Below are 12,122 nucleotides of genomic sequence, written 5' to 3'. Positions count from 1 at the left end.
ACCTTAAAAGAAATTATTTTTAAATGAAGGAAATAGCTCGATCAAACTCGAAATTTATACTACCCTGCCATTTAGGAGGTTATGACTTTGACAACTTCTTTACTCATTTCCGATCGGGATAAAGAAGAATGTAAAGGAATTCGCTGGTTTGTTGAGCGCTCTTCAAGTGAAGTGGATTTGATTACTCTCGTTCATTCAAGTGACAGCTTGCTACAAACTCTTGATCAATCACTTCCTGACATTCTCATTCTTGAACTCGATATGCTCGATCATCATTGTTATCAAGCCGTTTATTCTAGAATCCTTTCCTCTCCTGGAATGAAAGTGATTGCGACATCAGCTGAAGCGACATATGAAAAAGCGATGAATGCCTTAAAAATTCAGGCAATAGATTTATTAATCAAACCTCATTCCCCCGCCCGTCTGCAAAGTCTGCTTTCCTTTGCGCTGCGTGAAGGGGGAGCGAATGATAATTTGAAAACAGACACATCTGATAAAGAGATTCTCACATATAAAGATTTGTTTATAAAAAAGAAAGAGGTTCAACACGCTTTCGACGTTATGGCCTTTCAACCAGAAAACGAAGAGCAACTCCAAGAACTTGCAACCTTTATTCGGAGCTATTCGTTTCCTGCTCAAGTACAAATCTTTACATTGAGTTCTTTTGTCATTTGTTTTAGTGAAAAAGCCAGCTTCAACGCTACAGCAGAAACGAATAAACTTCTTCAATTTTGGCATAATCAGTATTTTTCTCCCATTGCCGCGGTCGTGAACGAAGGCTCATCTAGTGAAATGTCGGTTCAGCAGCTATATCAGGAAACGAAAAACATGCTGCATCTGACCTTTTACAAAGGCTACCAGCAAGTCTTTACCTTTACAGAGGCGATCAAGTGGGAAAAAATTGATCCCTTCCTCACCTCTGAAGAACAGCGGGAATGGATTGATATGTTAAATCACGGTGAAAACAAGCGGATAAAAGATTGGCTTTACGAACATCTCTTGCATATCCAACCTCCCTATCCTGAGCCTAGTATCATTCGAACAAGGTTAACGAGTATTTTAGCTCAAATAAGAAGGTATATGCGTACGTATTACTTGGATCACGGTGAGACAGAAGCAAGTTACCAAAATCTCTTTGAAAATATTATTTACAGTACAAATTTGTACCGTATCGTTCAAGACCTTTACTTGTTTATTCAATCTATCCTGGAAAATGTGAAAAAAAATCGCCAGCAAGGCAGTATGGATGCAGTTGAAAAGGGGGTCCTCTATATTGAATCTCATTACTGGGATCCTGATTTGACACTGTTAAAAGTAGCGGAAGCGATTGAACGTAACCCTTCTTACTTTAGTCATTTGTTAAATAAGCAAAAAGGGTTTGGTTTTCGTCCTCTATTAACAAAGATTCGCCTGAGAGAAGCGGAAAAACTTCTTTTGGAAACATCCATGACGATCAAAGAAATCGCAGCTGTCTGCGGTTTTCAAACGAGTAACTATTTCAGCCGTACCTTTAAAGAACATAAAGGAACCACGCCTAAACAGTTTCGTGAAAATACGCGCGTCTTATAAACTTTGTATTTTTATAGTACTGAAAATAAACTTATGTAGAGGAATGATTGCCTTGATAATTCGTAAAGGAAAGCTTTCAGATGCAACAGGTATTGCTCGCGTGCACGTCGATAGCTGGAAGGAAACCTATAAAGGTATCATCCCTAATTCCGTATTAGAAAGTCGCACGTATGAAAAACAGGAAAAAATGTGGAAAGGAGCATTCTCACCTGAAATAACAACGGATAAAATAATTTTGGTAGCGGAAGACTCAAATGGAAAGATTGTCGGATTTTTAACCGGTGGTGAAAATCGGGAGAAAGATGCTTTCCCTAACCATGACGCCGAGCTGTATGCCATTTATATTTTGCAAAAGGTGCAAAAACAAGGTGTTGGTAAAAAGTTAAATGATCAGTTTACAGCGTTTCTCCGCGAAAGAGATTATCACTCTGTCATGGTTTGGGTGTTGGAAGATAATCCGGCTGTTGACTTTTACACCCATATAGGTGGTAAGCCAATCGGACGAAAATCAGAGGAAATTGGTGGAAAAATATTAGAAGAAGTTGCATTATGTTGGATGGTATGATCGTTGGTTTAGGTAGATTTTGAAAGGGAGGCGTAGATCTTAACCATTGAGGCGCATTTTACAGGGCAACCTTGTTCCTAGAATGCGCTCATGATCCCCTCAATCCGCTATTCCTTTCGTATTTTCATAACCTCTCGAAAACTATCAGCAAAGTCGTCATAAACAAAATCCATAGCAATCCTTATGTTGGCAGGCTCCTCTTCATTTTCATCCGGTCGAAAGTCGGCAATACTTTGGCCTCTTGTTTCTGGATCAGTAGAAACCGAAACTACCTTTTCGATGAAATCAAACATTTCAGGATTTACAGAAGCAACAACCGTGAGCACATCATGAAATGGGGCACCGTTAAGTCCTGGAACCAACTCTTCATAAGCTTCAGAATAGAAATCAAAAATAGGTTCAATGAGAAAAGTAAACGAGTTGTAGTCTTCTTTTGTAATGTCCGCGATCATTTCATCAGTCACAATAGCATATTGCGATACATTTAACGGGATGATCGTTAAGTTTTCTGCTCGCTCCATGATTAAATTTGCGGCAATCGGATCTCCATAAAAGTTAGCTTCTGCAAGCGGAGTCGCATTCCCTGGTATTAAAAAAGCACCGCCCATAACAAAGATCTCTTTTACTTTTTCCATTTCTTCTCCGCCTAAAATAAACGCCATGGCAAGAGAAGTGAGGCGTCCTACATCAATGATCGTTAGTTCATTTTCATATTCATCAATCAGATCAAATATATCAGTAAAATTCAACAACTCTCCCTCAACCTCAACTGGTGGTTCGATCGGCCCTAACCCTTCTTCACCATGAATCTCCGGATAAAACCTGGCGATCTCACCAGAAAGAGGGTATCTTGCACCTGAAAACAATGGAACATCCTCAACCTCTGCCAGAGAAAGCAAGTATGCCACATTATCTGTCGCCTGCTCCTGATCGACATTCCCGTATCCAGTCACAATTCCCACCACTTCGATTTCCGGGTGCAGCAAAGCATACATAATGGCCATTGAATCATCAATACCTGGATCAGCAAACAATAACACCTTCAGCATGTTATCTCCCCTCCCAATATAGTTTTATGTTTGTTTGAATTTTCGGTGCCTGACCCCCGGTACTGCACCGCGGTGCAGTACCGGGGGTCAGGCACCCAATATTTTTTCTATGACCTAATATAAATGCTACTGTGCTAACTTGGTGGGTTCTTTACACTTTTATTTATGCGAAAATTCCAACATCATTTGTCTATTTTCACACTCAGTAGATTCTTATACTTAAACTATCAAAACATTTGGGAAGGTGAAGAAATGGAAAAAGTACGTACAATTAAAAGTAAACACGGAACAGAATTAGAAACGAAGGGATGGATTCAAGAAGCGGCACTCCGCATGCTTTCAAATAACTTAGACCCTGAAGTGGCAGAACGCCCTGAAGATCTCGTTGTTTACGGAGGAATCGGAAAGGCTGCTCGCAACTGGGAGTCGTTTGATGCGATCGTTGATACGTTAAAAACTCTTGAAAGTAACGAGACTTTACTCGTGCAGTCAGGAAAACCAGTGGCTGTTTTTCCATCTCATGAAGATGCGCCTCGAGTGTTGATCGCCAATTCAAATTTAGTGCCTGCTTGGGCCAACTGGGAGCATTACAATGAACTCGATGCAAAAGGGCTGATGATGTACGGGCAAATGACGGCGGGAAGCTGGATTTACATTGGCAGTCAAGGAATCGTTCAAGGAACTTATGAAACATTCGGAGAGCTTGCTAAACAACACTTTAACGGCTCTTTAAAAGGAACGATTACCCTTACTGCAGGACTAGGCGGTATGGGTGGTGCCCAGCCGCTTGCAGTCACAATGAACGATGGTGTATGTATTGCCATTGATGTCGATGAGACGCGTATTCAAAAACGAATCGAGACACGGTACTTAGACAAGTCTACTGATTCATTAGAAGAAGCCGTTCATTTAGCAAAACAAGCAAAAAGTTTAGGTGAACCTCTTTCTATTGGGCTTTTAGGAAACGCCGCTGAACTTTTACCAAAAATGATTGCTGAAGGGTTCATCCCTGACGTGTTAACCGATCAAACGTCCGCTCACGACCCTCTCAATGGTTATGTGCCGGAAGGACTCTCATTAACAGAAGCTTTGAAACAACGAACAGTAGCGCCGGATCAGTATACAAAGGAGTCCAAAGCTAGTATGGCAAATCATGTTCACGCGATGCTAGAGATGCAACAACAAGGCGCGATAACTTTTGATTACGGGAATAACATCCGCCAAGTAGCATTTGATGAAGGTGTAGAAAATGCCTTTGATTTCCCTGGGTTCGTCCCTGCCTACATTCGTCCACAGTTTTGTGAAGGAAAAGGACCTTTCCGCTGGGTAGCTCTTTCCGGCGACCCTGAAGACATTTATAAGACTGATGAAGTGATTTTAAAAGAATTTGCTGATAATGAACATCTCTGTAATTGGATTAAAATGGCACAGGAAAAAATTCAGTTCCAAGGTCTTCCTTCACGAATTTGCTGGCTCGGCTACGAAGAGCGCGCCCGCTTTGGAAAAATCATCAATGATCTCGTGGCAAAAGGGGAAATTAAAGCACCGATCGTGATCGGTCGTGACCATCTCGATTCAGGATCCGTCGCTTCTCCTAACCGTGAAACCGAAGCAATGAAGGATGGCAGTGATGCTGTTGCAGATTGGCCGATTTTAAATGCGCTTATTAATAGTGTTGGGGGCGCGAGCTGGGTCTCCGTTCATCACGGAGGCGGTGTTGGCATGGGTTACTCACTTCACGCGGGGATGGTCATTGTTGCTGATGGTACAAAGGAAGCAGAAAAACGTCTCGAGCGAGTCCTTACTTCCGACCCTGGGATGGGGGTAGCGCGCCATGTGGACGCAGGCTATGACAAAGCGATTGAAACAGCGAAAGAAAAAGACATTCATATTCCAATGTTAAAGAATAAAGGAGAATAACAATGACACGTTTATTTATCAAAAACGCCAACGAACTGTTAACTGTTAGAGGACACTCAGAAAAACCGGCTATTAAAGAAGCGATGAACGAGCTTCATATTATCGAAGACGGAGCAGTGTGGGTTGAAAATGACACGATTGTAGACGTTGGCACAACGAAAGAGCTTGAACAGAAATATGCCGACCAAATAGGTGAAGCTGAAGTCATTGATGCAAGTGGAAGGGTCGTAGCACCTGGACTTGTTGATCCCCACACCCACCTTGTCTTCGCTGGAAGTCGCGAAAACGAATACAACATGCGACTTCAAGGGGCAAAGTATATGGACATTATGGAAAAAGGCGGTGGCATTCATGCGACAACCCGTGCCACACGTGAAGCATCAACCGAGCAGCTGTATAAAGAGAGCTACCCTCGTCTCGATTCCTTTCTTAAGCATGGGGTAACGACCGTAGAAGCAAAAAGCGGCTACGGTATGGATTGGGATGTTGAAAAGCGACAAATGGAAGTAGCTAAAACACTCGATCAAGATCACGTGATCGATATTGTCAGTACATTTATGGGCGCTCACGTCATTCCGCAAGAATATAAAGAAAACCCGGACCGTTTTGTCGATATCGTCATTAATGAAATGATCCCAAAAACAGCGGAGCTTGGTCTTGCTGAATTTAATGATGTCTTTTGTGAGCGCGGCGTCTACACTCCAGAGCAATCCAAGCGCATTCTCGAGGCGGGGCGTGAATATGATCTAACACCGAAAATCCACGCCGATGAAATCGAACCTTATGGCGGTGCAGAAATTGCCGCTGAAGTTGGCGCTGTTTCAGCAGACCATTTATTAAAAGTGTCCGATCAAGGTCTCGAAATGATGGCTGACAAAGGTGTCGTTGCCGTTCTTCTTCCAGGAACAGCATTTTTCCTCATGACTGAATCCGCTGATGGCAGAAAAGCGATTGATGCTGGCGTACCCGTTGCCCTCTCCACTGACCGCAATCCCGGTTCATCACCGAGTACGTCTATGCCATTTATGCTTAACCTCGCCAGCTTAACAATGGGGATGACCCCGGCTGAAGCGATTGTTGCAGCTACAATTAATGCGGCCCATGCAATTAAACGCGGTGACCGAATTGGCAGTATTGAAGCAGGCAAACAAGCGGACCTTGTCATTTGGGACCTGCCGAACCATATGCAATTTTCCTATCATTACGGAGTTAACCATACTGATACCGTGATTAAAAAAGGAAAGCGAGTCATCGACAAGGGGGTTCTCGTGTGACCTATCCATACAAAGGACTTCAATCACCACCGTTCATATGGAATCAGTCCAAAGAACATCCGCAAAAAGTCCATGAATGGATCAGGCCAATTGGATCTGGGGAAGAGAAACGAGCGGACGCTGTCATTTACGGCGTCCCTCTCTCCCGCTCCTCCATTAGTCCATCAGCTGCTTCTGCTTTCCCCGAAGCTTGTAGACGAGCATGGAAAGGATTTACGACATACAACCTTGACGAAGACGTGGACTTGAATACATTGAATGTGCTCGATCTTGGTGATGTGGAGCAGCATGTAACAGATATTTCGAGGTGTCATGAAAACATCGTTTCAGCTGCATGTGATATTAGCGAAAAACACCCTAACAGTATTCCAATTGCCATTGGTGGTGACCATTCGATTACCGCAATGACGATTAAAGGGTTAAAAGAAGCAGAACCGGACAAAGCCATCGGCATTCTTCAACTCGACACTCACTTTGATTTGCGTGATATACGAGAGCTAGGTCCCGCAAACGGGACTCCCATTCGAAACGTTATTGAACAAGGGCTCGTCAAAGGAGATCATATCTACAACATCGGCCTCCACGGATTTTTTAACACCCCTGATCTAAAGGCATATGCTGATGACCACGGCATTCATTATACAACGCTGAAACAGGCTCGAAAGGAAGGTGTTGTCACAACGGTCGAACGGGCCATAGCAAACCTTTCGGAAAAAGTCGATTTGATTTACCTTACGTGCGACATGGACGTTCTTGATATGGCTTTTGCTCCCGGAGTTCCTGCAACAACGCCTGGTGGGATGCGAACAGACGAGTTATTTGAAGCCGTTTTGTCCGCTGGAGAGCATTCAAAGGTCAGGGCCATGGACATTGTGTGCCTCGATCCTGAAAAAGACGTGGCGCAAATGACAGTTAAAGCTGGGACACATGTCATGCTGTCGTTTTTAACCGGCTTGGTCATACGTGAGCAGCAATCCCGTAATTAAGACAAATCATAAGGGGGAGTAAAATGGCAGAGATACAGTCAAGGCGGGAGGAAAGCCTAAATACAGCACCGTCTCATCAGTCGCGGATAAACATGCTGAAATTTTTCCTATTTAGCGCTCTTGGGGTCTTTATGTTTTTTATTCCGATTACGGTGAATGATACGTCCTCAATTATGCTCGATCATATCGTGACGTGGATTCGTAATAACTTTACTGATGCGGTTCCTTATTATGCTTTTGGTGTGATTATGCTTGGTGCTATTTATCCTTTTTTTAATGGATCATGGAATAAGGGTCGTGTAAATACGGTTTTTACAGGGTTCAAGGTGCTTGGTCTTGTTGTTGCGGGGATGCTTTTGTTTAATGTTGGTCCTGCTTGGCTGTTTAATCCGGATATGGGACCGTTTCTTTTTAATAACTTGGTAGCTTCTGTCGGTCTTCTTGTGCCGATTGGGGCGGTATTTCTGGCGCTGCTTGTTGGATATGGGTTGTTAGAGTTTATTGGTGTGATGATGCAGCCGGTGATGCGTCCTCTTTTTAAAACGCCTGGGCGTTCGGCTATTGATGCGGTGGCGTCTTTTGTGGGGAGTTACTCAATTGGATTATTGATCACCAACAGGGTATACAAGGAAGGGAAGTATTCGGTTAAAGAAGCGACGATTATTGCGACAGGCTTTTCGACTGTATCGGTCACGTTTATGATTGTGGTGGCAAATACGCTTGATTTGATGAGCATTTGGAACACTTATTTTTGGACGACAATTTTTGTGACATTCCTTGTAACCGCTATCACGGTTCGAATTTGGCCGTTGAGTAAGGTTAGCGAGGAGTTTTATGGTGGAAATGCTCGTCCTGAAGAAACGATAGAGGGGAACCGAGTGGCGTTTGCTTGGAAGGAAGCGATGAAAGCTGTGGACCGTACGCCTAGCCTCGGTATGAATGTTTGGCGTAATTTTCGTGATGGATTTGTGATGACGATGAGCATTCTGCCTTCGATTATGAGTGTAGGGTTAATCGGGTTGGTTTTAGCTGAGTTTACACCTGTTTTCGATGTTCTCGGTTACGTTTTCTACCCGTTCACATCGTTGTTCCAGCTTCCAGAAGCGATGCTTGCCGCAAAGGCTGCCTCGATTTCAATTTCGGAAATGTTTTTGCCTGCTTTGTTAGTAGTAGAGGCACCGCTGATTACGAAATTCGTCGTAGCAGTTGTATCGGTATCTGCGATTTTATTTTTCTCGGCACTCATTCCTTGTATTTTATCAACCGAGATTCCAGTCAGCATTCCAAAGCTAATTATTATCTGGTTTGAACGTGTTGTACTTACGTTGTTAATTGTGATTCCGCTTGCTCATATATTGATTTAGGCAAGTTGGTAGATGACCCGGATTAGTCTCCGGGTCTTTTTTTGGTTGGGGTTGGGATCTGCCCGCTAGTTGACAAGATTCTGTCTGAAAACGAGATTTTCTCTGATTGACCAGATCCCCACTCTCTTTGACTACATTCCATCTTTTTCTGACATAATCCCCCCACTATGTAGAACCCATACTAAAGTTGTAGAAAAATTCTCTTTAGCATTTAGGAAAAAGTTTGGTTATGTCTGTATATAATGACGATAAACCAGCTAAAGGAAAATAGACCAAACTTTTTACATAGTCCTTTCGCTGCAATGATCATTGCTCTCTTTAGCAAATAGGAGGAGGGATTAAATGAAGTTTTTCGAAGGGATTTGGAAAAGTCTTTGGTTTTGGAGAGGGGTTTCTTTTTTTGTAATGTTGTTGTTTGTGTTAACGATGGTTTCTGCAGTAAATTCTTCCAATGAAACGGAAAAGCTGGCTGCTTCTCTTGCAAAAGAAACAGAGAATAAGGATGCAGCGCTGACGACTATTGCAGAGCTTGAAGCCCATCTTGATGACGAAAAAGAGCAGTCGTCCAACTCTATTGACAAGCTTGAGTTGGTAATTGAAGAGTTGGAGGCATTTATTAGTGAAAACGAAGTAGATGTTCTTAAGGAAGAGCTGGATCAACTCACCTCTGAAAAAGAAAAAACCGAGGGGCGGATTTCAAAACTGGAAGGCGATTTAGAAAAACAAACTAAAGTGATGGATGAAAAGGACGAGGAAATATCAGCACTCAAAGAACAAATTGAGGAAAAAAATGAAGAAATATCTGAATTAAAGAACCCTCCTCCTCCATCAACTTCTAAGTTAGGAGCGGGTAAATGGATAGCGGGTGAGCATATTGCTCCTGGGAGGTATACTGTGAGTGCGGAGAGTGGCTCTGGTAACTTTATCGTTTTCAGCTCCTCGGGTCGGCTTGAAGTTAATGAAATTTTAGGCGATGGCGATTGGGGAGTGACTGATGTAACCTTTACTCTCTCAGAAGAGGATGAAATTGAGATTTCTGGGATTACGGTGATTTTTGAAGAAGCGGATTAAATAATACAACGGCCCGGATCTGAAATAACATCCAGGTCGTTTTAATTTCCACCACAGTCTGCCATGTATTGGCACCGTGCTACAAAATATAAACAACTAAGTTTATAGTGTACCTGACTGGCCATCGATGGTAGACACTTAGAGCAAGGGATCAAGCTCCTTCTAGAGCATAGGGGAACGGGCAAAAGTTCATTTTGATATGGTTGCCCTCGTTTACATTGCCTGAAGTCTGAAGGCGGTAGCCTAGTTGAATTGTATAAGGCCTCTTGGTCTCTTGATAATAAAAGATCTTCTGCGTAGTTGGTCGGAATCTGCGAGACTCCTGCGGAAAACGGGCCAGCCGAGACCCCGCAGGGCGCTTTTCCCCGAGGAGGCTCGGCGGTTCGTCCGTGGAAAGCGAGCAGATGCAGGCCTACGGAGGTGCATCTGCTCGCTTTCCAATAAGTAATAATCAAGAAAATACTTTTTCATAATTCATTTGTTTAAACAAGTGAATTATGAAAGTGATTCCATTAACTGATTTATTTCTTTCCATAATTCTTCTAACGTATAAATTTTAGTCTCATAGCTTTGCTTATGGGATAGCAATACCGTTAGTTTTTCTTTCATCCCTTCTGGCTTAATATGGATCGATTCCTCCATTTCACGCAATCCCCACTTGAACACTGGATGAGGTATATACCTTCCGTTAAGGGCAAAGAGAACACAAAAAAGCCGTTTTAAACTCGTTTGTATGGTATCCTGTAGGATAAAGTAATCCTGTCGGGCGAGCATGACGTGTCGGTCTTTCCAGCGCGTTCCCGGATCACCAAACCTTTCAATCATCGTTTTCTGTAAAATAAAAGGATAAGGTTCAATTTGCGACTTCCATTTCTTATACATGACTTCATTTACTAATGGCGATCCATTCTGTATTGAAGCTAAAATGCACTGCTCATCAATCGTTGCCTCACCTGTTTGCAAACAACACTCGAACAAGCCTTCTATAGTATCAGCTAAAAATCCACTAATCTCATATTTTACTCCACCAATCTCATAGGCTTCCGACCACTCTTCTTCCTCGTAGGGATGGAGAGAAAGAAGCTCACCATGATGATCTCTTACAACTTGTGTTCTCTCTTCTACTGACGGAGGTTTTCCCCAGATCACATTGATTTCTATATCTGAAAATTGATCAGCCCAGCCTCTTGAGACTGAGCCTGCCAGCCAGATCATTTTTGTGTTGCTATTTTTATTATAATACCTGGCGATGTCTATTGCTTTTTGCTTTAGTTGTTTATTCATTTAACAATCGAATCTCCTCTATCTCAAAAATGACACTGCTTCTGCTGCAATGGTGGAAAAGTTTTTTGGAAAATAGTGACCCATTCCTTCAATGACCACGAATTGACAAGGGATATCGTAGTCGAGAAAAAGCTCATGTAGGGCTCTAGTTTGCTGAAGAAACGGGTCTTTTTCTCCGGTGACAATGTACCCTTTCACTTTTGTAGATACACCTTCTTTGAGCATTTCTTCATAAGAACCTAGATCTTTGATTGACGGTACGATAGCAAAGAAGTGTGGATAAGAGAACGGCTGCCATTTAAGAGCGAGGTCAATCGCAAGCTTTCCTCCTTGGGAAGCACCACTTAAAATTGTACGGGAAGATTCCGATACACTTATTTCATCGAAAGCAGCATGTGCTTCCTGTAAATCATGTATGGCAATTGCAGGATCATCCCAACAGAACCTGCTGTGGCCGTACGCTTGTGAAGATTGTGGAAAACCGATATGCCAGTTATTTAATATTGATAATTCTTCCCAATTCTCTGCGAAATCTTCGGCATTGTCCCCTCGCCAATGAATAGAAAAAAGCCGTTTTGAACTTTGCGGATTTCCAATCGTACATAAAGCCGGTTGATGGGCAGATTTCTCTCGTTCATAAGCCTCTTCACATGCTTGAACAAAATCGTCAAAACGGGGGTCTTCCTTCAACGGATTCAATCCTGGTTCGTTTCTTACGCCGTCCGGGTTCCACCAAAATCCATCCTCCAACCCCTTAAACCCTGCCTTGAATGCCTGTTCTTTTTTGCTGGTTGTAGCTAAATGACACATTTTCCACATCACCGTTTTATACTTTTTCTGAGGGTAACGGTTCTCGATCAGTTCGATTAATTCGCCAAAACCTCGGAAATCTTTGTTATTAACCGCTTTAAATGCTTCATGTTGAAGGTCAATGAAAGAATGGTGAGACTGACTTTTCATAAGTGGAACCTCCCTTATTCAATTACCGCACTTTTACTATTTATAGTTCGGTTCCGACCAAAAAATATCCTTTCTTGAGA

Annotated in this window: 10 protein-coding genes; 7 read left to right on the top strand and 3 right to left on the bottom strand. The window is 42.7% G+C overall.

Features of this window, described 5'->3' with window-relative positions; genetic code table 11:
- The first annotated feature begins 87 nt into the window (after positions 1–87).
- Positions 88–1,569: a helix-turn-helix domain-containing protein gene (locus tag CDZ94_RS18140; RefSeq protein WP_198520872.1), complete on the top strand. Its 1,482-nt coding sequence runs from the start codon at positions 88–90 to the stop codon at positions 1,567–1,569.
- A gap of 52 nt (positions 1,570–1,621) precedes the next feature.
- Positions 1,622–2,134 (top strand): GNAT family N-acetyltransferase, encoded by a 513-nt coding sequence (locus CDZ94_RS18135; RefSeq protein ID WP_232735808.1) that lies wholly within the window; start codon positions 1,622–1,624, stop codon positions 2,132–2,134.
- A gap of 107 nt (positions 2,135–2,241) precedes the next feature.
- Here the strand turns inward: CDZ94_RS18135 and CDZ94_RS18130 are convergent, their stop codons facing one another.
- Positions 2,242–3,183, bottom strand: coding sequence for a nucleoside hydrolase (locus CDZ94_RS18130; RefSeq protein ID WP_096439540.1), 942 nt, complete (start codon positions 3,181–3,183; stop codon positions 2,242–2,244).
- A 252-nt stretch (positions 3,184–3,435) separates the two neighbouring features.
- Here CDZ94_RS18130 and hutU point away from each other — a divergent pair, with 252 nt between their 5' ends.
- From hutU to CDZ94_RS18105, 5 genes are all read left to right on the top strand, one after another.
- The gene (gene hutU, locus CDZ94_RS18125; protein WP_096439538.1) at positions 3,436–5,103 is read left to right on the top strand and encodes a urocanate hydratase; all 1,668 of its coding nucleotides are present in this window, start codon (positions 3,436–3,438) and stop codon (positions 5,101–5,103) included.
- 2 nt (positions 5,104–5,105) lie between these two features.
- The gene (gene hutI / locus CDZ94_RS18120; RefSeq protein WP_096439536.1) at positions 5,106–6,377 is read left to right on the top strand and encodes an imidazolonepropionase; all 1,272 of its coding nucleotides are present in this window, start codon (positions 5,106–5,108) and stop codon (positions 6,375–6,377) included.
- Positions 6,374–7,363, top strand: a complete 990-nt coding sequence (locus CDZ94_RS18115; protein ID WP_096439534.1) for an agmatinase family protein — start codon at positions 6,374–6,376, stop codon at positions 7,361–7,363. The genes hutI and CDZ94_RS18115 overlap by 4 nt, the downstream gene beginning before the upstream one ends.
- A 92-nt stretch (positions 7,364–7,455) precedes the next feature.
- Positions 7,456–8,727 carry a YjiH family protein gene (locus CDZ94_RS18110; RefSeq protein WP_232735842.1) on the top strand — a complete coding sequence of 424 codons (1,272 nt, stop codon included), beginning with the start codon at positions 7,456–7,458 and terminating at the stop codon, positions 8,725–8,727.
- A 342-nt stretch (positions 8,728–9,069) separates the two neighbouring features.
- Positions 9,070–9,798 carry a coiled-coil domain-containing protein gene (locus tag CDZ94_RS18105; protein ID WP_096439530.1) on the top strand — a complete coding sequence of 243 codons (729 nt, stop codon included), beginning with the start codon at positions 9,070–9,072 and terminating at the stop codon, positions 9,796–9,798.
- A gap of 495 nt (positions 9,799–10,293) precedes the next feature.
- Here CDZ94_RS18105 and CDZ94_RS18100 read toward each other — a convergent pair whose 3' ends face one another.
- Both CDZ94_RS18100 and CDZ94_RS18095 read right to left on the bottom strand, forming a co-directional pair.
- Positions 10,294–11,082, bottom strand: coding sequence for a DUF4037 domain-containing protein (locus CDZ94_RS18100; protein ID WP_096439528.1), 789 nt, complete (start codon positions 11,080–11,082; stop codon positions 10,294–10,296).
- 18 nt (positions 11,083–11,100) lie between these two features.
- Positions 11,101–12,042: an alpha/beta hydrolase gene (locus CDZ94_RS18095; RefSeq protein WP_096439526.1), complete on the bottom strand. Its 942-nt coding sequence runs from the start codon at positions 12,040–12,042 to the stop codon at positions 11,101–11,103.
- Between the last annotated feature and the right edge of the window lie 80 nt (positions 12,043–12,122).

It is taken from the genome of Alteribacter populi (assembly GCF_002352765.1).
Taxonomy (GTDB): domain Bacteria; phylum Bacillota; class Bacilli; order Bacillales; family Salisediminibacteriaceae; genus Alteribacter; species Alteribacter populi.
This window is presented reverse-complemented; position numbering and strand designations above follow the sequence as displayed.

Coding starts and splice junctions, on each gene's coding strand:
- CDZ94_RS18130 (WP_096439540.1), bottom strand. CDS start 3,183: ATGCTGAAGGTGTTATTGTTTGCTGATCCAGGTATTGATGATTCAATG.
- hutI (WP_096439536.1), top strand. CDS start 5,106: ATGACACGTTTATTTATCAAAAACGCCAACGAACTGTTAACTGTTAGA.
- CDZ94_RS18095 (WP_096439526.1), bottom strand. CDS start 12,042: ATGAAAAGTCAGTCTCACCATTCTTTCATTGACCTTCAACATGAAGCA.
- hutU (WP_096439538.1), top strand. CDS start 3,436: ATGGAAAAAGTACGTACAATTAAAAGTAAACACGGAACAGAATTAGAA.
- CDZ94_RS18100 (WP_096439528.1), bottom strand. CDS start 11,082: ATGAATAAACAACTAAAGCAAAAAGCAATAGACATCGCCAGGTATTAT.
- CDZ94_RS18105 (WP_096439530.1), top strand. CDS start 9,070: ATGAAGTTTTTCGAAGGGATTTGGAAAAGTCTTTGGTTTTGGAGAGGG.
- CDZ94_RS18110 (WP_232735842.1), top strand. CDS start 7,456: ATGCTGAAATTTTTCCTATTTAGCGCTCTTGGGGTCTTTATGTTTTTT.